General features: G+C 32.2%; 25 protein-coding genes. 11 read left to right on the top strand and 14 right to left on the bottom strand.

The genetic code is table 11. The annotated features are described in order from the left end of the window. Positions 1–49: 49 nt before the first annotated feature. The 6 genes from gldG to AAYQ05_RS17085 form a co-directional block, all read right to left on the bottom strand. A complete protein-coding gene (gene gldG / locus AAYQ05_RS17110; protein WP_343544605.1) occupies positions 50–1735 on the bottom strand; it encodes a gliding motility-associated ABC transporter substrate-binding protein GldG in 1686 nt (561 codons plus the stop codon). Beyond that, positions 1735–2460 (bottom strand): gliding motility-associated ABC transporter permease subunit GldF, encoded by a 726-nt coding sequence (gldF, locus tag AAYQ05_RS17105; RefSeq protein WP_343544604.1) that lies wholly within the window; start codon positions 2458–2460, stop codon positions 1735–1737. Before gldF ends, gldG begins: the two co-directional genes overlap by 1 nt. Before the next feature lie 58 nt (positions 2461–2518). Then, positions 2519–2893: a YbbC/YhhH family protein gene (locus AAYQ05_RS17100; protein WP_343544603.1), complete on the bottom strand. Its 375-nt coding sequence runs from the start codon at positions 2891–2893 to the stop codon at positions 2519–2521. Between the two features lie 61 nt (positions 2894–2954). Beyond that, positions 2955–3251 carry a putative quinol monooxygenase gene (locus tag AAYQ05_RS17095; RefSeq protein ID WP_343544602.1) on the bottom strand — a complete coding sequence of 99 codons (297 nt, stop codon included), beginning with the start codon at positions 3249–3251 and terminating at the stop codon, positions 2955–2957. 134 nt (positions 3252–3385) lie between these two features. Further along, positions 3386–3871, bottom strand: a complete 486-nt coding sequence (locus AAYQ05_RS17090; RefSeq protein ID WP_343544601.1) for a hypothetical protein — start codon at positions 3869–3871, stop codon at positions 3386–3388. An 11-nt stretch (positions 3872–3882) separates the two neighbouring features. Then, the gene (locus AAYQ05_RS17085; protein ID WP_343544600.1) at positions 3883–4710 is read right to left on the bottom strand and encodes an SAM hydrolase/SAM-dependent halogenase family protein; all 828 of its coding nucleotides are present in this window, start codon (positions 4708–4710) and stop codon (positions 3883–3885) included. A gap of 263 nt (positions 4711–4973) precedes the next feature. On the opposite strand from AAYQ05_RS17085, the gene AAYQ05_RS17080 reads away from it, so the two are divergent. From AAYQ05_RS17080 to AAYQ05_RS17045, 8 genes are all read left to right on the top strand, one after another. Continuing rightward, positions 4974–5924 carry a PhoH family protein gene (locus AAYQ05_RS17080; protein WP_281632742.1) on the top strand — a complete coding sequence of 317 codons (951 nt, stop codon included), beginning with the start codon at positions 4974–4976 and terminating at the stop codon, positions 5922–5924. A 122-nt stretch (positions 5925–6046) separates the two neighbouring features. Continuing rightward, complete coding sequence (locus AAYQ05_RS17075) at positions 6047–6301, top strand: DUF7660 family protein (RefSeq protein ID WP_343544599.1); 255 nt, start codon at positions 6047–6049, stop codon at positions 6299–6301. A 12-nt stretch (positions 6302–6313) separates the two neighbouring features. Further along, positions 6314–6676 (top strand): DUF1801 domain-containing protein, encoded by a 363-nt coding sequence (locus tag AAYQ05_RS17070; protein ID WP_343544598.1) that lies wholly within the window; start codon positions 6314–6316, stop codon positions 6674–6676. 138 nt (positions 6677–6814) lie between these two features. Beyond that, on the top strand, positions 6815–7645 hold the full coding sequence (locus AAYQ05_RS17065; RefSeq protein WP_343544597.1) for a Cof-type HAD-IIB family hydrolase: 831 nt from the start codon (positions 6815–6817) through the stop codon (positions 7643–7645). Positions 7646–7756: 111 nt separating this feature from the next. Continuing rightward, positions 7757–8350 (top strand): hypothetical protein, encoded by a 594-nt coding sequence (locus tag AAYQ05_RS17060; protein WP_343544596.1) that lies wholly within the window; start codon positions 7757–7759, stop codon positions 8348–8350. A 91-nt stretch (positions 8351–8441) separates the two neighbouring features. Continuing rightward, on the top strand, positions 8442–9395 hold the full coding sequence (locus tag AAYQ05_RS17055; protein WP_281632738.1) for a phosphoribosylaminoimidazolesuccinocarboxamide synthase: 954 nt from the start codon (positions 8442–8444) through the stop codon (positions 9393–9395). A gap of 281 nt (positions 9396–9676) precedes the next feature. After that, positions 9677–10057 (top strand): ankyrin repeat domain-containing protein, encoded by a 381-nt coding sequence (locus tag AAYQ05_RS17050; RefSeq protein WP_343544595.1) that lies wholly within the window; start codon positions 9677–9679, stop codon positions 10055–10057. Positions 10058–10209: 152 nt separating this feature from the next. Then, positions 10210–10590, top strand: a complete 381-nt coding sequence (locus AAYQ05_RS17045; protein ID WP_343544594.1) for an ankyrin repeat domain-containing protein — start codon at positions 10210–10212, stop codon at positions 10588–10590. A 65-nt stretch (positions 10591–10655) separates the two neighbouring features. On the opposite strand, the gene AAYQ05_RS17040 is transcribed toward AAYQ05_RS17045, so the two are convergent. Next, entirely contained in the window at positions 10656–11198 is a 543-nt protein-coding gene (locus tag AAYQ05_RS17040; protein WP_343544593.1) for an SRPBCC family protein, read from the bottom strand. A gap of 385 nt (positions 11199–11583) precedes the next feature. Between AAYQ05_RS17040 and AAYQ05_RS17035 the strand changes: the two genes are divergently transcribed. Then, positions 11584–11964 carry an ankyrin repeat domain-containing protein gene (locus AAYQ05_RS17035; protein WP_343544592.1) on the top strand — a complete coding sequence of 127 codons (381 nt, stop codon included), beginning with the start codon at positions 11584–11586 and terminating at the stop codon, positions 11962–11964. A gap of 163 nt (positions 11965–12127) precedes the next feature. On the opposite strand, the gene AAYQ05_RS17030 is transcribed toward AAYQ05_RS17035, so the two are convergent. From AAYQ05_RS17030 to AAYQ05_RS17000, 7 genes are all read right to left on the bottom strand, one after another. Then, complete coding sequence (locus AAYQ05_RS17030) at positions 12128–15226, bottom strand: efflux RND transporter permease subunit (RefSeq protein ID WP_343544591.1); 3099 nt, start codon at positions 15224–15226, stop codon at positions 12128–12130. 80 nt (positions 15227–15306) lie between these two features. Beyond that, positions 15307–16467 (bottom strand): carbohydrate porin, encoded by a 1161-nt coding sequence (locus tag AAYQ05_RS17025; RefSeq protein ID WP_343544590.1) that lies wholly within the window; start codon positions 16465–16467, stop codon positions 15307–15309. 110 nt (positions 16468–16577) lie between these two features. Beyond that, the gene (locus tag AAYQ05_RS17020) at positions 16578–17663 is read right to left on the bottom strand and encodes an efflux RND transporter periplasmic adaptor subunit (RefSeq protein WP_343544589.1); all 1086 of its coding nucleotides are present in this window, start codon (positions 17661–17663) and stop codon (positions 16578–16580) included. Between the two features lie 13 nt (positions 17664–17676). After that, entirely contained in the window at positions 17677–18924 is a 1248-nt protein-coding gene (locus tag AAYQ05_RS17015) for a TolC family protein (RefSeq protein WP_343544588.1), read from the bottom strand. A gap of 84 nt (positions 18925–19008) precedes the next feature. Continuing rightward, positions 19009–20370, bottom strand: a complete 1362-nt coding sequence (locus tag AAYQ05_RS17010; protein WP_343544587.1) for a sensor histidine kinase — start codon at positions 20368–20370, stop codon at positions 19009–19011. Further along, positions 20367–21047: a response regulator transcription factor gene (locus AAYQ05_RS17005; RefSeq protein WP_343544586.1), complete on the bottom strand. Its 681-nt coding sequence runs from the start codon at positions 21045–21047 to the stop codon at positions 20367–20369. Before AAYQ05_RS17005 ends, AAYQ05_RS17010 begins: the two co-directional genes overlap by 4 nt. A 64-nt stretch (positions 21048–21111) precedes the next feature. Next, on the bottom strand, positions 21112–22200 hold the full coding sequence (locus tag AAYQ05_RS17000) for a M42 family metallopeptidase (protein WP_343544585.1): 1089 nt from the start codon (positions 22198–22200) through the stop codon (positions 21112–21114). Positions 22201–22281: 81 nt separating this feature from the next. Here AAYQ05_RS17000 and AAYQ05_RS16995 point away from each other — a divergent pair, with 81 nt between their 5' ends. Together AAYQ05_RS16995 and AAYQ05_RS16990 are read left to right on the top strand one after the other, a co-directional pair. After that, positions 22282–22959 carry a DUF4294 domain-containing protein gene (locus AAYQ05_RS16995; RefSeq protein ID WP_281632726.1) on the top strand — a complete coding sequence of 226 codons (678 nt, stop codon included), beginning with the start codon at positions 22282–22284 and terminating at the stop codon, positions 22957–22959. A gap of 481 nt (positions 22960–23440) precedes the next feature. After that, positions 23441–23653: hypothetical protein (locus tag AAYQ05_RS16990; RefSeq protein WP_343544584.1), on the top strand; the 213-nt coding region annotated here is incomplete at its 3' end.

Genomic DNA, 23653 nt, shown 5'->3' with positions numbered 1-23653 from the left:
TACAAATATATCTTAAACTATCTAAAGTATGACATTTTTTTATTAACATCTATTTGCTGTATTTTCTTTTTCTTACAAAAGTAAATACAAGTCCGAAAACCAATAAAATTAGAATTGGAACTCCGATAGTTATGAATTGAGTAAAGGTATAGCTCTCGTATACTTTTTCTTTATCTAATAAAGGCAATTCTACATCTTTACTTCTAATGTTAATAAGTCCAGTATCGTCTAAGAGATAATTGATACAATTCATAACGAAGTCTTTATTATCATATAGATTTCCTGTTCTTTGATCGTAACCTAGCTCGACTGGCATCATATTTTTATCCAATTGATTTCTTGCAATATCTCCGTCGGCAACAACAATCATTTTGTTTGCTTTTCCTTTTGCTGTAAAAGAATTATCCTTGAAAGGTAGAATTCTGTTCTCAAAAGCAGAATGAAAAGAACCTTCTAATAAAACAGCAAGCGGTTTATTTCCCTTATTCAAATAATCCTGCGGAGTTGTTTTTTCGGTAACCATATTCAGATTAACTTCTACAGGAGAACCAATTGTTTTAGAGTATTGAGAAGATTGCAATAAAACGGTTTTTTTAATTCCGTTTTTCAAAGTGTCAATCGGATTTGCGAAATCGAATTTAATTCCGCCCAAATTTTTAACGATAGGATGCTGGCTTGTAGGGTAAACCTGTGGCGCAAATTTCCAGATAAAATCCTGATATTGCGTTGCGCTCCCTTGTTCGCCAGTTGCTAGTTTAATCGGGCTTCCTTGTTCATCTTTAATTAAATCAGGATTAATTCTGAATCCGTATTTAAAGAACATATCGTTCAAATTTAAATCTCTTGGATATGCCAGAGTTGCGCCCATATCATTATATAGACTGTCCATATCGGCAGCGACTTGGTCAATTAGCCAAAGTGTTTTTCCGCCGTTCATAATAAACTGATCTAGAACTTCTTTTTCTTCGTCAGTGAATTTTTCTGTTGGTTTAGAAATAATGGCTAGATCGTATTTTTTCAACGCATTCAATGTTCCGTTTGGATCTTTGGCAACTGAATCTAAAGTGAATGGTCCAATAAAATAACTTTCGCGAATCTGCATCAGCATTTTAGCAACGTGAATTTCGTTCAATTCACCGTTTCCTTTTATGATTGCAACTTTTTTCTGTTTGTCTTTTGTGATTTTATTAATAGCATCTGCAATAGAATACTCTAAATGCTGTATTGACCCTATTACTTTCTGAGTTGTAGAAGCGCCCATTATGTTTTTTAGTAATGGAATATTAACTTCTTTATTGTTGTAAACTGCAACTGCCCAAGGAAAAACCATCGCCTGAGATTGTTTTCCTTTATCGTCAACAGTAATATTTATTGGAGTTAATCCTTTTTGGAAAAGTGATTTTGTCAATTCGTCACTTTCGTCTTCATTTTCTAACGGATCAACAAATTCAAAAACAATATTGCTATTATAAGCTTGAAATTCTTCTAGTAATTGTTTGGTTTCCTGCTGTAAACGTCTAAAATCGGCTGGAAGATCACCTGCCATATATATTTTTACAGAAAGCGGATTCTTGATTTGCTTTACAATTCCTAACGAAGTTGGCGATAAGGTATAACGTTTGTCTTTGGTTAAATCAAAGCGATGAAAAAATAAGGTTCCAAGGACATTTAATACGACTAAAATAAATATAGTGATGCCTAACGTCTTTAAGTTATGTTTGGTAGATAGTTTCATTAGGCTTTAAAAGATTTTAATTGGTAAACTGTAAAAGACAAGAAAGCAATAGCAATGCTTATGAAATAAATAATATCTCTAGTATCGATGACACCACGACTCATACTTTTAAAATGACTCTGCATTCCTAAAACTGAAATAAAATTGTTTGAACCTGGAATTAAAGAAGCTAGGCCTTCAAAACCAAAATAAAAGAAAAAGCAAAGAAAAACGGCAACAATAAATGCCACAATCTGATTTTCTGAAAGGGTAGAAGTGAAGATTCCGATTGCTGAATAAGAAGCAATTAAAAACAATAATCCAAAATAAGAACCAATTGTGCTTCCCATATCAATATTACCTTCTGGCGAACCTAAATCTGAAATTACTTTAACATAAATTAAAGTTGGTACAATCGCTAAAATAATCAGTAAAAATGAGCCTAAGAATTTACCATTTACAATTTGCCAGATTGATAAAGGTTTTGTCAATAATAACTCCAAAGTTCCTTGTTTTTTTTCGTCAGAGAAACTTCTCATGGTTACGGCTGGAATTAGGAAAATCAGAATCCAAGGTGCCAACGTGAAAAATGGAGTTAAATCGGCATAACCGGTATTTAGAATATTATAATCCCCTTCAAATATCCATAAAAATAGTCCGTTGCTGATTAAGAAAATCGCAATGACCAAATAGCCAATAGGAGAACCAAAAAAGGATTTTATTTCTCGTAAAATGATTGATTTCATTTGTTTGTTTTTGTTTTTGTATTGTTTCAAGTTTCATGTTCTTGAAACGACTTATAAATTATTTTCCGTGTGTAATTTTTATAATCTTCGAATTTCTAGCATCAATAATTATTAAAAATGTTCCTCCAACATAGTTTTCAGGCAATGTTCCAGAAATAACCCAGTAATTTTTTAAGAGGTAAATTTCATATGGCCTTTGTTTTTCTATCTTTTCTTTTCCGTAGATATCAAATAAAATAGGTTCTACGATTTTAATTGCTGTAACACTATCTTTTATAACTAACTTCTTATTATCGATAACATTATGCTGTGACTTTTTAGACAAAGCAATTTTTAATTCTTCGCTTGCATTTTCAACCCCTAAAACTAAACGCTTGTTTTGTGCACAACTGCTAAGTGTAATTAGTAAAAGTGATAAGAAAAAATATTTCATAATTTGATTTTTTACTTCATCTTTCAAGTCGCACGCTTAACGTGAAACCTTAAACCTGAAACTAGTTTAAGCTCACCAATTTATCAACGCTCCACGCTTCTGGTTTTGCGTTGAATAATTTTTTTGTGAAATCCCAAACGGTATTAAAAAGTTCAGATTTTCTGTAATTTTCTAAATCTTCTTCGGTTTCCCAGTAACTGTAAGTAAAAAAGATGCATTTGTCATTTTTGTCTTGATACAATTCTAAAAAACGATTTCCTTCGGCATTTCGTATTTTATGTTTCACCGATTCAAAATTCTCTAGAAAATCAGTAATTTTTTCTTCGTGAAAACTCATTTTTACTATTCGGACAAACATGTTTGTAATTTTAGATATCTGATTTTAGATTTTAGATTGTAAATCTGTTTACAGGTGCGCAAAAGTACCAAAATTGATTGTAATAAAATGAAATTCCAATTTTGAAATTCTAAATTCCAGTAAAAATTTAAATTTTAATTATTTAAGACACTTTTAACTTGATTATAATTGAGTTTGTCTTTAAAAAAAGTAAAAGGAGGTCTGCCATTTGGCTGAGTATTAACGAGTATTTTTTCTTTTGTAATTCTTATTATAGTCACGGTTTGACTTTCATAGCTGTAAGAACTATTAGTTGTAAGTTGAATAACTCCATCACTCCAATTTGTTAATATCCAACCATTTTTTTCTAATAGTTTTCCTATTTCATGAGTTGATAAGTCCTTTTTTAAAAGTAGTTCTCTGAATTTTCTTTCGCTTTCTATTCTGTAGATTATATATATAAATGAAATAATCCCAACTGCAATTAGATTTAATTCAACATTATTATCAGTAGATTTACCCAATCCTGCATAAATCATTATAAAAGGAAAAAACATAATAAAGCATTTACCAAGGTAATCTAAGCTTGTAATTGGCCATTTTAAATTTTCTATTATGTATTTTTTAGTTTTCGAAGTCATTTGTAGTTTAACTAAGAAAACTTAATCGTAATCACATCACGATAATTCAATCCAAGAAGACTATTTGCAGAACCCACTTTAGAAGGGTTGCTTCTGAAAATAGCGATTTCAAGAAAACCAGCTTCATTAAAAATAGCTAATTTTTCTCCTTCATAAGTTTTAATCGGATATTTGTCTGAAGTTGCAATAGCCGAATAATTTGGCAGAATCGTTTTGATGTTTTTTGGCTTCATCACGATTTCATACGGACGTCCGCGCGAAATTTCTAAGAATTGCTTTTTAGAGATATTAGTTACAACGTTTCCAAAATGGTCAATGTAAATGATGTTTCCTTTTATAGAGTTTCCGTCATCTGCTACAAGGGCTTGCAATTCGGTAGCTTCTTTAATGGCAGGGATTTCTTTTCCAATTACATTCAATAAACCGCCTTTTGATAAGTGAGTAGCCACTTGAATAAAAATATCCAAATCGGTAGCTTCAATCGGGAAACGATCGTGAATATTGATTGCCACGATCTTTTGCGGTACGATTTTCTGTGTCAGCATGCTCAAAATTCCGTTATCGGCGCAAATAAAGTAATGATCGTTCCATTGCATGGCTATATGCTGGTTCTCTTTATTGCGTTCAATATCAACACCAATTAAGTGTACGGTTCCTTTTGGGAAACTCATATAAGCTGCGCCAATTATATAACTTGCTTCGGCAGTATTAAAGGGATCAATGTCATGAGAAATGTCAACGATTTGAACTTCTGGATTTTCAGAAAGTATTTTACCCTTCAGCGACCCCACAAAGTGATCTTTTAAGCCGTAGTCTGTAGTAAGGGTAATTATTGACATATTTTTGTTTATAACTATTGATAGTATTTAAATCTAATTTTCATTAAATTTGAGAAATGCAAAGCTAATAATAGTAAACACAAATTGAAAGAAAGAAAAGACAAATTGTGTTTTTTAAAGTATTTGCAAGTTACAATATTCAGAAACAATGTTTTAAGCTTATTTTAAAAAATGGGACTGCGACTGAGTACTGTGACTAAATAAAAAAGAACCCGACAACTCTAAAAATAATAACTGAATTATTTAATTTAAAACTACTTCATTTGAACGAAAGAATAATCGAGCTAGTAGACATTGCTCCAAAAGAGTTTTGGGGCGCACAGGATAGCCATCTAGAAATCATTAAAAAGTATTACCCAAAGCTTAAAATCGTAGCACGAGGGACAACTTTAAAAGCATTTGGCGAAAAAGAAGTTTTAGACGAATTCGAAAAAAGATTTCAAAGATTAATGCTTCACTTTACACGTTACAATAATATTGATGATAATGTAATAGAACGTGTAATAATGAGTGATGGTCAGGATGAAAAGAGAGCTTACGATCATGACAAAATCTTAGTTCATGGTGTTGGCGGTAAGATTGTAAAGGCAATGACTCCAAATCAGCAATTGCTGGTTGATACTGTAAAAAAGAACGATATGGTTTTTGCAGTAGGTCCGGCCGGAACAGGAAAAACGTACACAGGAGTCGCAATGGCAGTAAAAATGCTAAAGGATAAAGAAGTAAAAAGAATCATTCTGACGCGTCCTGCAGTTGAAGCTGGTGAAAACCTAGGTTTCTTGCCTGGAGATATGAAAGAGAAACTCGATCCTTATATGCAGCCACTTTATGATGCATTACGTGATATGATTCCGAATGAAAAACTGGAAGATTATATTCTGAAGGGAATTATCCAGATTGCACCTTTGGCTTTCATGCGTGGAAGAACTCTTGACAATGCTTTTGTAATTCTTGATGAAGCTCAGAATACCACTCACTCACAAATGAAAATGTTTTTGACCCGTATGGGGAAAAATGCCAAATTCATGATTACAGGTGATCCTGGACAGGTCGATTTACCGCGAAGAACCATTTCTGGTCTTAAAGAAGCGCTTTTGGTTTTAAAAGACATTGATGGCATCGGAATTATTTATTTGGATGATAAAGATATCGTTCGCCACAGATTGGTTAAAAAGGTAATCGATGCATATAAGCAAATAGAAAATCACGACTAATTATAAATTTTAGTGAAATGTTAAATGTAAATCGTGAATTGTGTTTTAACATTTATTAATATTCGTTTTGTAAGTTTTCTTTTGAAAAGTGCAAAACGAATATTTTTTTAATTTTAATTTCTATGAATAATATTAATGATTTTGAAGTTGTTGACAGAATAAGTTTTGTGAAGTTTTTATACTTATTGCGAAAGGATTTTTTAGATAATCACGAAATTTGGAATAATAATAATCTAAGTGTTTTTTTAGAAGCTTTAAGTTCTTACGCTGAGGATATTCAGGGGTATTATGATAATACAAAACAAATTATTGATGCAGATAAACCTGATTGGAAAACATTTGCAGATATTTTTAAAGGCGCAAGGATTTATGAGTAATGAAATAGTTTAATGAAAGAAATAGCTGTTTTTTATGAGAATTTAGAAATGCCTTTCAAAGAAATATTCTTGTCTATAAGCGAAATTATTCTGCGTCAAGATAAAGAAATAACGAATGTTTTAAAGTATGGAATGCCATTCTTTTGTTATAAAAAGAAAATGTTCTGCTATTTATGGATTCATAAAAAACTCAAAAAGCCTTATATCGGAATTGTAGAAGGAAAACATTTTGAAGAGCCTTTTCTCATTCAGGAAAATCGTTCGAGAATGAAAATTATGATGTTTGATGTTAATGAAGATTTGCCTTTGGAGCAGATTGAAACAATAATCCAAAAAGCCATAAATTTATATAAAACTGGAATTGTTAAGATTTAAATTGTTTATAAAGCAATATTTAACGGAATAGTTAAATAAATAATAAACTTGCCTCAATTTTAGCTTTCAAAGACTGTAATCTTTGCCTAACCGAGCTTAAAACCGTAAATTTGCATATCATCGAATTTGATAATTAATATGACAAAACTTAAAAATATAAAAGCTGTAGTAAGTGACCTTGACGGAACTTTACTCAACCCACAACACAGAATTTCAGAATATACGAAATCAATTTTTCAAGAACTTCACAATCAAGGCTACTTGATTATTGTAGCTACAGGACGTCATCACCTAGACGCAATGGCAATTATAGACACACTTGAAGTACCAGTTTATCTTGTAAGTTCTAACGGAGGAAGAATACATTCGCCAAACAAAGAAGAACTTTTTGCTTTTAATCTAGACAGCGATATTGTCAAAGCAGCTTTAAATATAGAAATCGACCCAGATGTTACAGTTGTACTGTTCAAAGAAAACGTTTGGCAGACTAATAAATGGAATGAAAGATTAAACTCTTTTCAAGCCGAATTGAAATATCGTCCTGAATTGGTCGATTATAAAACAATTGAAGATTTTAAAGCGATCAAAATTTTCTTTTCTTGCGACGATCATGAGAAATTGGTAAAAGTAAGAGATGCTGTATTAGACAATTCTTCAGAACATTTGCACCACGCTTTTAGCTTACCAACTTGTTTAGAATTTATGGATAAATCGGTAGACAAGGCAGTTGCAATTGAAAAAGTGTTAGAAAAAGAAGGTTTTACTTTGAATGAAGCTATTTCGTTTGGAGATGGTTTTAATGATTTGCAAATGTTGTCAGCAACGGGAAAAGGATTAATTATGGGAAATGCGCCTTCAATTTTAAAAGATGCTTTACCAGATTTAGAAGTAATTAAGACCAATGCTGAGGATGGAGTTGCAAGATATATAGCAACCAAAATTTTGGATAAAGAGTTTGCAACAACTTAATTAAGAATGTTTTATATTCGGTTTGTTGCCGAATAACAAATAATCGTTATTTTTATAAGAGCTAATTCACAGAGAGTTAGCTCTTATTTTTTTAACCTTAATTATGCAACCATGAAAAAATTTCTACTTCAAGCTGAACGAAACTTGATTTCGGGGGCATTAGTTTTATTACCGCTTTTAGTTTTTTTTATTTTGTTGGGAAAAGTCTGGAAGTTTTTTCAGAATTATGGAGAAAAATTTGCACACTTTCTGCGTTTGGATTTGATATTGGGAAAATACGCGACCGATATTGTGGGAGGAATGATTTTGGTAGTTCTAATTTATTTAAGTGGCTTTTTGATGCGTTTATCTATTCTAAAAAGATTTACCAATTGGGTAGATGAGAAATTAATGATCTTTTTGCCAGGTTATGAAAAAAATAAAAAAGAAGCCGAAGAAAAATTATTAAAGAGAAATAGTAAACCAAAACCAGTTACAGACTTGCCAATTTTGTTTAAAAATGGAAATTTCTGGCAACCAGCCCATCTGATTGAAGAAGATGAAACGGGAAATGCAGTAATTTTTGTGCCCAATGCACCAGCTCACAACGAAGGACAAATTTTAATTGTACAATCTGGAGATTTTAAAAAGTTGCCTAAAACGACAATTTCAAGTTTAGACGAGTCAATAAAATCTTTTGGAAAAGGAATTTTAAGCTTTAAATAAATCACTTAAAATTGAAGTAATATTTTCTTTGTTTGCTCTGTCAAATAGTTTTAAATTTGCATTCATTAAAAACAACACAACCAAAAGGATAATGAGTAATACAATCACAACTACAAATTTTAATTTCCCGAATCAGAAATCAGTTTACCGTGGAAAAGTTAGAGAAGTTTATAATATTAACGACGAACTTTTAGTAATGGTGGCTACCGATAGACTTTCTGCTTTTGATGTAGTTTTGCCAAAAGGAATCCCGTACAAAGGACAAATCCTAAATCAGATTGCAACAAAATTTATGGAATTGACACAAGATATCGTTCCAAACTGGCTGATTGCTACTCCAGATCCAAACGTTGCTGTTGGACATTTATGTGATCCTTTTAAAGTAGAGATGGTTATTCGCGGTTATTTGTCTGGACATGCAGCTCGTGAATATGCAGCAGGTAGAAAACAAATCTGTGGTGTTACTATGGCTGAAGGTTTAAAAGAAAACGATAAATTTCCTGAGCCAATTATTACACCAACTACAAAAGCAGATAATGGTTCTCATGACGAAGACATTTCTCGCGAAGATATTTTAGCAAAAGGAATTGTTTCTGAGGAAGATTATTTAGTTTTAGAAAAATATACTCGCGCTTTATTTCAGAGAGGAACTGAAATCGCTGCTAAACGCGGATTGATTTTAGTGGATACAAAATATGAGTTTGGAAAAACAAAAGATGGTGTTATTGTTTTAATTGATGAAATTCATACTCCAGATTCTTCTCGTTATTTCTACGCTGAAGGATATGAAGAAAGACAAGAAAAAGGAGAGGAGCAAAAACAATTATCTAAAGAATTTGTTCGTCGTTGGTTGATCGAAAATGGTTTTCAAGGGCAAGAAGGACAGCAGATTCCAAATATGACAGACGAATATATCGAGTCAGTCTCTGAAAGATATATCGAATTGTATGAGAATATTTTAGGAGAAAAGTTTGTAAAAGCTGATATTGCTAATATTGATCAGCGTATTGAGAAAAATGTATTAGATTATCTTTCTTCAAAATAATAATTTTGATTTAAGCTAAAAAAATCAATAAAAAAAAAGCCTTGCTGTAATAAATTCAGCAAGGCTTTTTTTCGTTTAAATAGGTTTTCGATATGAAATCTAATCTGGAATTATCCCAATTTAATTATGCGAAAAGTGCAATTGAGCCTATCTGATTGCACTTCTTTATCTTTTTTTAAGAAAAATTATCTTTTTTTTCATTTTTAATGCAACGTTTTACGCATAATGAGCGTCTAACAAGTAATCATCACAATCATTAATCATTAAACAAGTAATCAATCATGAAAAAGACAGTAATCATTCTAGGGACGGCTCTTGCCGTATTTGTAAATTTTGCAGCAGCTTCCAATCATAAGCTGGCAGTTAAAAATCAAATTGAAATTTCAGATTATTTCTCATCGCCTTTGCACATAGCTACGTGTAATGGAGATGTTGAAACCGTAAAGAAAAGTATTGAATATGGCGCGGATGTAAATAAAATTGTGCGAAATATGACGCCTTTAATGCTTGCGGCTCGTTATAATCATATTGAAATCATTAAAATTTTGCTGGCAAATGGAGCTAAACCGTCAATTGAAAATGCACATGGACTTCGAGCATTGGATTATGCTAGATATGCAAATGCAATAGAATCTGCAGCTATTTTAAAAGGGCTTAGATAAAATTTTAAGAGGAAAAAAAATGAAAAGCATCATCTTTTTAAAGGGTGATGCTTTTTTTTATTCTTTTTTTTCAAAAATCTGCAACCAAATTCATTTGTTAGTCGTCTATAGTATAAATACATCATCATCAATCATTTAATAAACAATCAATTATGAAAAAGACAGTAATTATTCTAGGGACGGCTTTTGTCGTATTTACAAGTTTTGCCACTGCTTCTAATCAACGGGTGGTAATTAAGAATCAAATTGAACATCCAGATTATTCCGTATCACCACTACATAGAGCTATATGTAAGGGCGATATTGAAAAAGTGAAAAAATGTATTGAATATGGGGCAGATGTCAATAAAATGTCAAGAAAGATGACACCCTTAATGTTGGCAGCTCGCTATAATTACGTTGAAATCATTAAAATTTTGTTGGCAAACGGTGCTGAATCGTCAACTGTTAATGAACAAGGGTATAAAGCATTAGATTATGCTAATTATGCAAAAGCATCTGAATCCATTGCTATTCTGGAAAAGTTGAGATGAAAATTTTTTATGAAAAAAAGAAAAGCATCATTAAAGAATGATGCTTTTTATTTTAAAGTGAAGATTCAATTTTCTTCCATTTTATCTTTTAAATTTTCAAGACCTTTTTGCAAATCATTTCCAATCATCTGATCCATTCTTAACATTGGAAGCATAATATTAGTAGGGTATGGAATTACGCCACTGATTCCCCATTTGACTTTTGTCTGATTTCCAGAAACAGGTTCTGTCGACATAAAACCAACAGCGGTATCATCCATTGGTTTTTTAAAACGAAGAGCAAAATCTAAACGTCTGTTTTCTATTATTTTGGTAATTTCCTGTTCGCCAACACCAACTTCTTTGACATTGCTTTCCCAAGAAGAAACAGAACCTACCATGCCGTCAATTCCTCGATAATGGACTTTCATTTTTGGATCTAAATTAGCCCAAACGCTAAACTCGTTTTGATTTTTAAGTGATCGAACATATTTAAAAATGCTATCAGCGGGTTTATTGATTGTTATTTCTCTTTCAACAGAATATTCCTTCGGCATAAAATAAGCAGCGATTAAAACAATTGAAATAAGTAAAATTAAAATAACTAAAATTCTTTTTATAAAAATCATGGCTTCTGGTTTTAAGGTTATTATCTTTTTTTTTGGTTGATTTTATTTGTGAAGTTCAGCATTATAAGGCTTTAGCATTAAAATGTTATTGTTTTGATTTTTAATGATATAGTAAATTTAAAAAAATATTTTATGCGTTAGAAGAAGATTGATTTTAAAAAGAAGAAAAAAAATAAGATTTATTGTAACATTTTTTCTTTTCAGTAGTCTATTATAGTAAAATCAATAATTTGATAACGTTCAGGTTCTTTATTTAGCGTTTTATTAAGTAAGTGTTAAGAATTGGTTAAAACATGGTACTTTGTAATGCATAATACATAAAATATATTACCTTTACTTCATCAAATTAAAATCATCATCAATCATTTAACAAACATCAATCATTATGAAAAAATCAGTTATTTATTTAGGATTAGCCTTAGTAACATTTGGAAATGTAGCAATGGCTTCAAATGAAATTTCAACTAGTAAAAATCCAGTTGAGCTTAAAAATTATGTAGGAACTCCTTTAAATGTTGCTATTAGTAAAGGAGATCTTGAAACTGTTAAGAAATTTATTGAATACGGCGCGGATGTAAACCAATTATCTGAAGATTTTACTCCTTTAATGACGGCCGCACTTTACAATAAACACGAAATCATAAAAATTTTATTGGCTAATGGAGCAAATCCAAATGTAAAAAATGAAAAAGGTTATACTGCATTAAAATATGCACAAGGATCAAATGCTTCTGAAGCAATTGCACTTTTGAAAGATTTGAAATAACAGTTTAAAAGTTTTGAGTTAGTAAAAATGACCTTTCTGAGCAAAAGGTCATTTTTTTTGTTTAAGCAAAATTCAATTAAACAAAAAAAGCATCATTACGAAAATGATGCTTCTTCTTTTTTAAATCCCAACAAATTGATTTAAAACTAAATATTTTAACTGGTTATTCTATTGGCACATGTTTTTTTCTGTTGAATATCCAGAATAAAATTGGAAATACTAATAGCGTCAAAACAGTTGCTGTCATAAGTCCACCGATAATTACAATGGCAAGCGGTTTCTGTGATTCTGAACCAATTCCTGTAGAAATTGCAGCTGGCATTAATCCTATGGAAGCCATTAAAGCGGTCATTACTACTGCTCTGGTTCTGGCTTTTACTCCTCTAAAAATAGATTCTTCGAGAGAATGTTTCGCTTTCAGATTATGATGAAATTCAGATATTAGAATTACTCCATTTTGAATACAAATTCCAAGAAGTGCAATAAAACCAACTCCAGCAGAAATTCCGAAATTCATTCCTGTAATATGAAGCGCAATAATTCCTCCAATAATCGCAAAAGGAACATTCGCTAAAACAAGAAGAGAATCTTTGAAATTACCAAATAGAATAAACAAAAGAACAAAAATTCCAATTAAACTTATAGGCACAACTTGAGCGAGACGAGCACTGGCACGAACCTGATTTTCAAATTCGCCTGTCCAACCAGTTGTGTAACCTGTAGGGAGTTTAAGCTCGTTTACTTTTTTCTGTGCTTCTGCAATTGTACTTCCTAAATCTCGATCACGAACTGAGAATTTAACTCCGATAAAACGTTTGGTATTATCTCTGTAAATAAACGCAGGACCAGTGATAGTTTTAATATCGCAAATTTCTTTTAAAGGAATTTTGATTCCGCTAATGGTTGGAACTTTAATTTCTTCCAAATCTTTTTCATCTTTTCGATATTCTTTAGAAAAACGAACACGAACATCAAATTTCTTTTCATCTTCATATTTTTCAGTTGCCGTTTTTCCTCCAAAAGCCAATTCTAAAACAGCTTGCGCATCGCTTAATGTTACTCCGTAAGCTGCCATTTTTTCACGATCTAGAATAACGCTAATTTCTGGCTGACCTACATTTCGTAAAATACCAGCATCTTTAATACCTGGGATATTTTTAATTTTATTTAAAACTTCATTAGCAAGTTCATCTAGTTTGTTCAAATCATCACCATAAATTTTTACAGCATTAGAAGCTTTAAATCCGGCTACCGATTCGGCAACGTTGTCAATTACTGGCTGAGAGTAATTGTATGTGATTCCCTGATGTACTTTGAGTTTATTATCCATTTCATTAATTAGTTCATCCATAGAAATTTTTCGTTTCCATTCGGCTTTTGGTAATAGATCAACTTGAAGCTGGATAAATCCAAAACCATTCGGATCGGTTCCATCGTTGCTTCGTCCAGTTTGAGACAAGACTTTTTTGACTTCAGGAAAGGTTTCTAAATCTTTTCGAATTATGGCTGCCGTTTTAACACTTTCTGGAAGTGAAGTACTCATTGGTAATTCTGCCGTAACCCATAAAGCTCCTTCGTTTAATTGGGGTAAAAATTCTGTTCCTAAGAAACCTGCAGAAAAGAAAACGGCGGCTAGTAATCCTAATGAAGCAATTAATGTTTGTACTTTATGTCTAAATGTCCATTTAAAACCTTTACCAACAATTCTATCCCAAAAGTTCACAAAAGGATTATGTTTCTCTTTTACATTTTTATTCAATAAAATATGTGAAAGAACAGGAACTAAAGTCAAGGTAAAAATAAGTGCTCCCAATAATGCAAAACCTAATGTAAAGGCTAGGGGAGAGAACATTTTTCCTTCTACTTTTTGAAAGGAGAAAATTGGAAGTAACGCTGTAATAATGATAAGTTTCGAGAAGAAAATAGCTTTACCCATTTCTGTTCCCGTTTTTTTGATCAAACTTCCTTTTGCAATTTTATTAAATTTCTCCATTCCCAGCTGGTGCGCTCGATGGTCTAAAACTACAAACAGACCTTCAACCATTACGACAGCTCCATCGATAATAATTCCAAAATCGACCGCACCTAAACTTAATAAGTTGGCGCTCATTCCCATCATTTTAAGACATAAGAATGCAAATAATAAAGAAAGCGGAATGACGATAGAAACCGTAAAAGTAGTTCTCCAGTCGGCCATAAAAAGAAAAACGACAACAGTAACCAAAATAATACCTTCAAATAAATTGTGCATTACGGTTTCGGTCGTAAAATTCATCAGATTATCACGATCATAAAAAGTTTCTATTTTTATGTCTTTCGGTAAAACATTATCATTAAGGTCTTTTATTTTTGCTTTTATTAAGGCAAGAGTTTCCTGTGGGTTTTCGCCTTTACGCATGACAACAATTCCTTCGACAGCATCATCATTATCTCCAATACCAGTTTGTCCAACTCTTGGCATTGAGCTTTCGTAAACATCAGCTAAATTTTTAACTAAAATTGGATTCCCTCCAGCATCATCAACAATAATATTTCCGATATCTTCTTTTGACTTTAATAAACCGACACCGCGCACAACAAAAGCTTGTCCGTTTTTCTCAATGACATCACCACCAACGTTTAAGTTACCAGCATTTACAGCGTTGTAAACTTGTAAAGGTGTAATGTTGTATTTTGCTAATTTTATAGGATCAACTCCAACTTCATAAGTTTTTGTCTGACCTCCAAAAACATTTAAATCGGCAACACCAGGAAGAGAACGCAATTGTTTGTCGATAACCCAGTTTTGGTAAGTCAATAGTTCTCTACTGTCTCGGCTGTTACTTTTTACAATATACCTGAATATTTCTCCCGTTGGACCATAAGGAGGCTGAACATCTGGTTCGACATCATCTGGAAGAGAAACATTTTTAAGTAAATTGTTTACTTGAAAACGAGCAAAAGTATCGTCAACACCATCATCAAAAATAATTTTGATAACTGATAATCCAAACATGGTAATACTTCTAACACTTGTTTTTTTCTGAACGGAGTTCATCGAAATTTCGATTGGAGAAGTAACAAAACGCTCTACTTCTTCAGCACTTTTTCCGTTCCATTGCGTAATAATAATGATTTGCGTATTGGTAACGTCAGGAAAGGCATCTATAGGCATGTTTTTGAAAGAAATAAATCCTGCAACAGCTAATATTCCCACCCAGAAAAAGGTAAACGCTTTATTCTTAAGGGAAAAAGCAATAATGTTTCTTATGAATTTGTTCATTTTAAAAAGTATTTTTAATGATGAATTTTATTATTTAATTTATAATGCTTCATTTTTAAGCATAAATATTTTTATTGGTATTAGAATTCTGTATGAAAGCGTATCGCTAAAAACTGAACTGGTCCTCGATCTTTGTTGTACGCTGGATTCATTGCAAATTGATAATCTGGAGAAAGTGTGATTTTGGTATTGGGAACTAGAAAGGAATAAAAAACCTCTACGATTTGTTCTGTTCCGTAATTTAAAGTCCCGTCTCCAATCATAAATCCATTACCGCCCAGTTTTTGATATTCTTTATGTGGGCCAGATAATCCGTTGGCAACTATTGCAATACCTCCGAAATCATCTTTTCGGTTCCACATTTTTCCTTTTAGATTAATGCCTAATTGTGCCGATTTATCAATTTCTGTAAATGCCCATGTTTCATTTTCACCATCGTTATAACTTATTCTCGCAAAAAGCCCCCAATTGTCGCCATGGGTATAATCCATGTTTAAACCAATTCCGTATTTGGTGCGGCCACTTTGTCTTGTGCTTTTTATATCTGGAATAGTAGTGAAACTAGAATTTGCTTCGTCGTAATTTCCCATTCCTGCTATATTTCGAAATCCTAATAATTTAATGTTACTGGTATCATTGTTTTTAAAAACAATCTGTTTCTCGATTTCTACATTGATGGCATTAGAATCTTTAAAATTAAACTCGACATTTGGTCCGTTGGCATAAGTTGGTATGGCACTTAAACATGCTCTTATTTGCCAGCTGTCAAACTGATAATTTGCATATAATCCGTCTGTGTATCCTCTTGTATTTGCCGCATAATCCCAAGCGCCGTAAGTCATTAGTGACCAGTTTAAAAATTGAGTTCTAGGGTCATGAGAATAGCTATTATTGTCGAAATAGTCTGACAATCCAAATTTTCCAAAAACCAATTGCAATGATTTGTTGTTTTTAAACTGGAACTTTTGCTCTAAAAGCATTCTTGCTACATATACCACTGGTTTTGCATCTCCAATTCTAAATGTTTCTCCATTAGGAAAACCTCCCAATCCTCTGGCTTGTGATAAACCTTGTCCGCCTGACATTTCAGGATTAAAAGTGGCGGTAGCTCCTTTCCAAAGCGGAAGATCAAAAAATAGGGTAGATGTTAACGATAAAGCGCCTTCTTCTTTTGGATCCATACTATTTGTTCCTGAATAATCAGCGTGAAAATCTGGATGATATTGATATATAGATGTCATTTGAAATCTCAGTCTATATTTTCGTATCGAATCAGCTTCTTGCGAAAATGAAAACACGGAGATGAATAACATTGCAAAAGTCAATATGTTTACAGATTTCCCCATTTCATTTACTCATTTAATGCACGATAAATAAATAACTGATTATTGGTAATGACTTTTTCGTTTTCTTTTAATCCGTTAGAAATGTATGTTGTATCTCCTACAACTCTGTATACATCAACTTGTCTGGTTTCAATATTGTTACGATCTTTAAAAATCATGACAAAATTTTTGCTTTTGTCAAATACAATAGCTTTACTAGGTATGGCTATCATAGATTGATTTTCATTAAAAGACAATTTGATATTAGCATTCATATCTGGCTTAAGCATATAATCTGGATTATTCAGCTTAATTCTGGCTTGCATGGCTTTTGTTTCAGGATCAATTACATTGTATATTTTATCCACTTTTCCGTGAAATGTTTTATCAGGATAACTCAATGTGGTTACAGAAGCGCTAGTTCCTAATTTTACCTTGTTAATATCAATTTCATTAATATTAGCCATTGCCCAAACTTCACTGATTTCTGCAATATCAAATATGTTTTCAGAACGGTCATTTCGTAAAAGCATGTCTTGATTAATGCTTTTCTGAATAATAAAACCACTTATGGGAGCCGTTACTTCATAAATAGATCCAGCCTTGATATTATAAATTTTATACGTTTCCTGAATTTTGCTTAATTGTGACTGCGCTTTATTTACTTCAGATTTTGCTTGCAGCACATCGCTTTCAGAATTTAGTTTTCCGTCAAATAATTCCTGAGCAACTTTCAAATTATTCTTAGCTACAAGCAAATCGCTTTTTGCATCGATAGATTGTTTTTCAAAATCGGCAACATCGGTACTTTTTATAGTAGCCAAAACTTGCCCTTTCTTAACATAATCACCAAGCTCAACATTTACTTTCATTACATTTCCGCCAACTAACGGATAAACGTCAATCATTTTATTATTGTCAGCTGTAATTTTTCCGTAAAAGCTAAGTTCATTTTTTAGTGGTTCTGTTACCGCCTCGGCTGTTGTTGTAGTTTTTAACATCGCATCACTTAAAACAAAAGACGAATTTGTTTCTGGATTTTCAACTTCTTTTTTGCAGCTTGTAAGAGATAAACCAGCTAATGCAATTCCGATGAATAATATATGTTTCATTTTCTGTAATTTTTTAAAATAAATCTTTGTTGATGGTACTATTTAATTCTTCGCCAGCGATTACTACTTTTTTCTTTAATTCATTTAACTGAATTATTGCCTGATTGTAGCTTTCCATGAAATCTGTAAATTCCAAAAGACTTACATTTCGTTTTTGGAAATTGGTTAGCATCCCATTATATACTGCCTCAAAATCTGAATTTACGGTTGGTTTTATAACCGCATAATTCTGTCTTGATTCATCCCATTTTGTCCATGCAGAAGTAATTTCAGTTTGCAATTGCAGTTCAAAATTTTGTTTATCTATTTTGGATTGTTCTAAAATGGTTTGGGCATATTTGATGTTTCCTTTGTTTTTATTCCAAAGAGGCAAAGGAATTCCAACGGTTAAATTTGCTTCATTGTTAAAAGCACCGCTTCGCTGATCATAATTTGCTCCTAAAGTAACATCTGGCACAGAAAGCGATTTTTGCCATTTTACATTTAGCTCGTTGGCATCTATTTCTTTTTGTTTGGCTAAATAGTCAGGACGATTTGCAATAGCTTGTTCTTCAAAGCTTTTAAGGTCAAAATCGATTATTTTTAAATATTTATTCGAATCATCTTTACTTACAATAGGAATCACGTTTTCAGTTTCATTTAAAAGTAATTTTAAATTAGCCTGTTCTTCTATATTGTTATTGATAACTTCCAGACGTTCGTTTTTAAAATTGAGGTACAATGACTGCAGACGAACCACATCTTTTAGGGGAATATTTCCTTTTTGAGCTTGTATAGAATAAGAGTTAATCAAGTTTTCTATATGAGCCAACTGCTTATCTGTATTCTCAAGATTTTTAGTGTTGTAATACACCGTATAGAAGCTTTTGCGTAATTGTAGTTTTAATGTACGAAGCAAATCATTAAATTGAAGTTCGGCTAGCTTTTCATTAGCTTGTGCTAGTTTTACTTCATTGCGTTTTTTACCGCCAAGATAGATTAGCTGCTCAACCGCGAATACTTTCTGTCCATCTTTTCCAATGTCAAAAAACTTATCTCGTTCGGGATTGTACGCATTCAATTCTGCTGAAAGTGTTGGGTTGTCCCAAATACGAGCTTGAATCGTTAGTGCTTTCGAGGCATCAATATTATATTGAGATGCCAGTAAAAATAGATTCTTTTTTAAGAATTGGCTTTCGCAGTCTTGAAGAGTGACTGTTTTCTGAGCCATAACTACCTGATTTAAGAATGCAAGTAGCAAGAATGCATATAGTTTTTTCATTGTATCAAATTTATTTTATACAAATATGCTATTGGCCGACTTTAAGACACCTTAAAATCTACCTTAAAAATAGCTTAAAATAAATTATCTACGAAAAATAATACAAAATAAATTTATGTTATTACTTGGAATGCTGTAAGTTATATAAGAATTGTGAAGATTTAAGATACGGTTTACAATACGCAGACCCAATCCAAATCCTGTAATTCCTTTAGAATTTTCGCCACGCATAAAGGGCTGAAAAAGATTTTTCTGCTCGATATCGTTTAAAGTCGAACCAGAATTTGAAATTGATAAATGCAACAAACCATTTTCAGTATTTATTTTTACTTGAGCCTGCTTGTTATCAGAATAAATATAGGCGTTCTTTAAAACATTTGTAATGGCAATTTCCAAAAGGTTTTTGTTGCCCTTAATCTCTAATGCAGTATCGAGATCTTCACTTTCTTCCATTTCAAATAGAATAATAAAATCAGGATATGTTTTGTTGATCTTCTCAATTGAAGAAAACAAAATTTCATCTATGCGCTGAATTTCATTATAGTCTGCATTTCGATTATCAATTTTTGAAAGAATTAAAAGGGAATTTATTAACTCAGTCAAATGATTAACATCGGCTAAAATAGTATTTAAGAAAGACTTGGTGTTGGGTTTGGTTTCTGGATCGGCAATGGCATTCTCAATTTGTGAAGTCATCCTCGAAAGCGGTGTCCTCAGTTCATGTGAGGCGTGAGCTGTAAATTCTTTCTGTTTTTGATACGAAATTTCAATCCGATCCATCATAAAATTAAATTCACCAGCAATAAGATCAATTTCGTCTTTACTGCTTTTAGATTCAATTCTGGTATCAAGATTGTTTTCGTTGATGTTTTTTATCTTCTGATGAAAAGCATTTAAAGGATTCATGGCCTTTCTCACCATAAATGAAGTTAATAGCCAACAGATTGTGGTAAAAAAGATATATGAAATGACCAAAGTATATCGTAAGAAAAGCAGTTTTCGGTTTCCATAATCATCTGTAGCAGAAATTAAAGCATAAAAATCTTTATCATTGGTATCATAGAAAACACCGTAAACTTCGTAATTGCCTTGCTGCTTAAAAAAGGTTTTGTTCTTTTTAAGATATTTTAAATCATCAATAGACCAATTGATTTTAGCGTCGTCAATGCTGCTGTAAATCAACTTATAATTAGAATCAAAAACCAAGGTTTTTTCATCATACAATTTATTAATAGAATTTTGATCTATTATTTTTAAAAGCTGATTGTCAACCTGCTTTACGTTTACTAATAATTTGATATTTGATAACGCTTTGATTTCTAATCGATCCCGAAATTCTTCTTTTCTGTAATTGGAGTATAAAATGAATATAACTGTAGAAGCCAGTCCAAAAAGAATGGTAAACAGTAAACTTACTAAAAGTGATATCCTATTTTTTAATGTCATTCCTGATCACTTAGATAATAACCATATCCAACTTTGGTACGGAGAAGTTTTGTATCGTGATCTTTATCAATCTTTTTTCTTAAAAAATTAATATAAACCTCAATTGTATTCTGATTGGTTTCAATATGATAATCCCAAAGTTTCTCTGCTATAAATTGTTTCGAAAGCACTTTCCCTTTGGCATGAGCTAAAATCAAAATCAGTTTAAATTCTTTTGGAGTAAGTTTAATTTCCTCTCCGGCCCTAAAAACTTTCATATCTTCCTCTAAGATTTCTAAATCTTTAATGGCTATTTTACTTTCTGTTTGTTGCGGAACTTCTTTCCTTCTTAAAAGTGATTGTACACGCGCATACAATTCATCAAAATGAAATGGTTTTACTAGATAATCATCAGCACCATTATCAAAAGAAGACAATTTATCTTCAATTTCACTAAAAGCGGTAAGCATTATAATTGGTGTTTTTTTATCGGTTTCTCGAATACCTTTACAAACATCAATTCCATTTAAACCAGGAACATTGATATCAAGGATAATCAGATCATATTCATACGGGAAATACTTTTTCAGAAGAAGAGAACCATCATAATAAGGAACACACTCAAATTCCTTTGAAGTAAAGAATGCCGAGATTTCTTTAGATAGAGTAAAATCGTCTTCGAGCAGTAATATTTTCATGTGTAATTATATTATTTGTAAATCCGATTGAATAAATTCAAATCGGATTTACATTAAAAGTATATTATTTAAAATAAGAGAAAGTCTCGTTGTTCTCAATTTTCAACAAAGCTTCATAAATGAGCTGAATCACATTTTCAACATCATCTCTATGAACCATTTCTACAGTAGTGTGCATGTATCTTAACGGAAGGGAGATTAAAGCAGATGGCACACCACCATTGCTATATGCAAAGGCGTCGGTATCTGTACCTGTTGCACGCGAAGTAGCATGTCTCTGAAACGGAATTTTGTTTTCTTCTGCAGTATCTACAATCAAATCACGCAGCTTATTTTGGATCGCGGGAGAATATCCAATAACAGGACCTTTTCCCATTTTTAGATCACCTTCAACTTTTTTATCGATCATTGGAGTAGTAGTGTCATGACATACATCAGTCACAATTGCCACATTTGGCTTGATTCGGTGAGCAATCATTTCAGCTCCACGAAGGCCAATTTCTTCCTGAACAGAATTTACAATATATAGACCAAACGGAAGCTCTTTTTTGTTCTCATGTAACAAACGCGCAACTTCGGCAATCATAAAACCACCCATTCTGTTGTCAATAGCGCGGCACACAAATTTATTTTCATTCAAAATCATAAATTCGTCGGGATATGTAATTACACATCCTACATGAACACCTAATGCTTCGACTTGTTCTTTATTTTCACATCCTAAATCAATAAAGATATTGCTTAATTTAGGAATCTCTTCCTTGTCACGTAAACGAGTATGAATTGCTGGCCATCCAAAAACGCCTTTTACAATTCCTTTTTTTGTATGAATGTTAACTCTTTTTGAAGGAGCAATCTGATGGTCAGAACCTCCATTTCGTATTACATATATTAAACCATCCTCAGTAATATAGTTTACATACCATGAAATTTCATCAGCATGTCCTTCAATTACAACTTTATAAGGTGCATCCGGGTTAATTACCCCAACAGCTGTACCATAAGTATCTGTAATAAAAGTATCTACATAAGGTTTTAAGTAATTCATCCAAAGTTTTTGCCCTTCACTTTCGTAACCTGTTGGAGAAGCGTTATTTAGGTAGCTTTCTAGAAAAGCTATAGAAGTATCATTTAAGATCGATTTCGTGCTCATAAAAATATTTTTCCGCTAAAATATAAATTTGGTATCAGAGTTGTGTATAAATATATAATTTTACACTTTAATTATGATTCAATGAGACTAACCACCTTTTTATTTATACTACTAGTTTGTTTTTCTTCTAAAGCCCAAGTTACTCCAAAAGAGAACGAACAAATGGGCTATATATTAACTGAGAAAGATTCTATTTTAAGCGATACAATTCAGCTTCCCGAAATCATCATTTCAAAAGGACAGAAGATGAGTCCAGAAGAAATGAAACAATTTCAAATTCTTCAAAATAGAGTCTATAAAGTATATCCTTATGCAAAACTAGCTTCAGAACGATTAACTGCTTTGAATAACGGAATGGCTCGTTTAAAAACAAGTCGCGAAAAAAAGAAGTACTTTAAAATTGTAGAAGATTATTTGAACAATGAATTCGAGGAAAGACTAAAAAAACTATCAAGAAAACAAGGGCAGATTTTAGTAAAACTAGTTCATCGTCAAACAGGAATCACGACCTATGAGTTGATAAAAACACTAAAAAGCGGATTCAAAGCCTTTGTATCGAATACAACAGCCAATTTGTTTGACATTAGTCTGAAAGAAGAGTACAAGCCTTATGATGTAAATGAAGACTATTTGATAGAAACCATTTTGGTTAGAGCGTTCGAATCTGGTCGATTGGTGAATCAGCGACCATCGCATCCTATAGATTATGAAGATTTATCAGAGAAGTGGCAGCAAAAAGCAAAAGAGCTTAAAAAGTAATTCTATTTATAATATATAGTATACAACCCGATAGGTTTTCAAAACCTCTCGGGTTTATTTTTTTATGTATACATATATATGTATAGAATAAATTAAAATCCAATTCGCCGTAGAGACACACAGCAGTGCATCTTGCGCGCTATGTATATTTAATATATAATGCTTGGTTGAGGGAAGCCGAAGCCTTCTGAGTTTGGAATTTGAGTTTTAAGATTTGGAATTTGTTTTTAATATGGAGCTATTTCCCGCTATCCGCTCCAATCTTCTGCTTTTTAAAGAAAAAAGCAGAAGGATTTCCGCTTCTATCGGGGCTAGGGCATGAGTTTTCAGAAGGAAAAAGGAGAAAACTTTAAGACCTGGCGTTTTTTCGGGATTAAAAGTATGGCAAAAAAAGGCATAGAAGATTAAAATCCACAAAAATGGGAGAGGGAAGGTGGCTTAAAATAGAGAAAAAAACAAAATACTGCAGAAAAACCTCACAATGTTTTGGAAAAAGTCATTTTGTAAAGAAGCTGTTATCAGACTGTTAAGAAAAAAGGAGAAAAAAGATCAAAAAAACCCGGTAAATAAGCTTGGAAAAGCGGAAAAAGGTTCTACTTTTGCACCCGCAACAGCGAAAGGCGTTCATCGAAATACCGGCATGAAGGAAGGATCTGAAGAAAAGAAATTTTCAGAAAAAAAAGATTCGGAAAAG

The organism is Flavobacterium movens, assembly GCF_039581425.1.
GTDB classification, from domain to species: domain Bacteria; phylum Bacteroidota; class Bacteroidia; order Flavobacteriales; family Flavobacteriaceae; genus Flavobacterium; species Flavobacterium luteolum.
This window is presented reverse-complemented; position numbering and strand designations above follow the sequence as displayed.

Excerpts from the sequence above, each read along its gene's own strand:
- gldG (WP_343544605.1), bottom strand. The coding sequence starts at position 1,735 with ATGAAACTATCTACCAAACATAACTTAAAGACGTTAGGCATCACTATA.
- gldF (WP_343544604.1), bottom strand. The coding sequence starts at position 2,460 with ATGAAATCAATCATTTTACGAGAAATAAAATCCTTTTTTGGTTCTCCT.
- AAYQ05_RS17100 (WP_343544603.1), bottom strand. The coding sequence starts at position 2,893 with ATGAAATATTTTTTCTTATCACTTTTACTAATTACACTTAGCAGTTGT.
- AAYQ05_RS17095 (WP_343544602.1), bottom strand. The coding sequence starts at position 3,251 with ATGTTTGTCCGAATAGTAAAAATGAGTTTTCACGAAGAAAAAATTACT.
- AAYQ05_RS17090 (WP_343544601.1), bottom strand. The coding sequence starts at position 3,871 with ATGACTTCGAAAACTAAAAAATACATAATAGAAAATTTAAAATGGCCA.
- AAYQ05_RS17085 (WP_343544600.1), bottom strand. The coding sequence starts at position 4,710 with ATGTCAATAATTACCCTTACTACAGACTACGGCTTAAAAGATCACTTT.
- AAYQ05_RS17075 (WP_343544599.1), top strand. The coding sequence starts at position 6,047 with ATGAATAATATTAATGATTTTGAAGTTGTTGACAGAATAAGTTTTGTG.
- AAYQ05_RS17070 (WP_343544598.1), top strand. The coding sequence starts at position 6,314 with ATGAAAGAAATAGCTGTTTTTTATGAGAATTTAGAAATGCCTTTCAAA.
- AAYQ05_RS17065 (WP_343544597.1), top strand. The coding sequence starts at position 6,815 with ATGACAAAACTTAAAAATATAAAAGCTGTAGTAAGTGACCTTGACGGA.
- AAYQ05_RS17060 (WP_343544596.1), top strand. The coding sequence starts at position 7,757 with ATGAAAAAATTTCTACTTCAAGCTGAACGAAACTTGATTTCGGGGGCA.
- AAYQ05_RS17055 (WP_281632738.1), top strand. The coding sequence starts at position 8,442 with ATGAGTAATACAATCACAACTACAAATTTTAATTTCCCGAATCAGAAA.
- AAYQ05_RS17050 (WP_343544595.1), top strand. The coding sequence starts at position 9,677 with ATGAAAAAGACAGTAATCATTCTAGGGACGGCTCTTGCCGTATTTGTA.
- AAYQ05_RS17045 (WP_343544594.1), top strand. The coding sequence starts at position 10,210 with ATGAAAAAGACAGTAATTATTCTAGGGACGGCTTTTGTCGTATTTACA.
- AAYQ05_RS17040 (WP_343544593.1), bottom strand. The coding sequence starts at position 11,198 with ATGATTTTTATAAAAAGAATTTTAGTTATTTTAATTTTACTTATTTCA.
- AAYQ05_RS17035 (WP_343544592.1), top strand. The coding sequence starts at position 11,584 with ATGAAAAAATCAGTTATTTATTTAGGATTAGCCTTAGTAACATTTGGA.
- AAYQ05_RS17030 (WP_343544591.1), bottom strand. The coding sequence starts at position 15,226 with ATGAACAAATTCATAAGAAACATTATTGCTTTTTCCCTTAAGAATAAA.
- AAYQ05_RS17025 (WP_343544590.1), bottom strand. The coding sequence starts at position 16,467 with ATGACATCTATATATCAATATCATCCAGATTTTCACGCTGATTATTCA.
- AAYQ05_RS17020 (WP_343544589.1), bottom strand. The coding sequence starts at position 17,663 with ATGAAACATATATTATTCATCGGAATTGCATTAGCTGGTTTATCTCTT.
- AAYQ05_RS17015 (WP_343544588.1), bottom strand. The coding sequence starts at position 18,924 with ATGAAAAAACTATATGCATTCTTGCTACTTGCATTCTTAAATCAGGTA.
- AAYQ05_RS17010 (WP_343544587.1), bottom strand. The coding sequence starts at position 20,370 with ATGACATTAAAAAATAGGATATCACTTTTAGTAAGTTTACTGTTTACC.
- AAYQ05_RS17005 (WP_343544586.1), bottom strand. The coding sequence starts at position 21,047 with ATGAAAATATTACTGCTCGAAGACGATTTTACTCTATCTAAAGAAATC.
- AAYQ05_RS17000 (WP_343544585.1), bottom strand. The coding sequence starts at position 22,200 with ATGAGCACGAAATCGATCTTAAATGATACTTCTATAGCTTTTCTAGAA.
- AAYQ05_RS16995 (WP_281632726.1), top strand. The coding sequence starts at position 22,282 with ATGAGACTAACCACCTTTTTATTTATACTACTAGTTTGTTTTTCTTCT.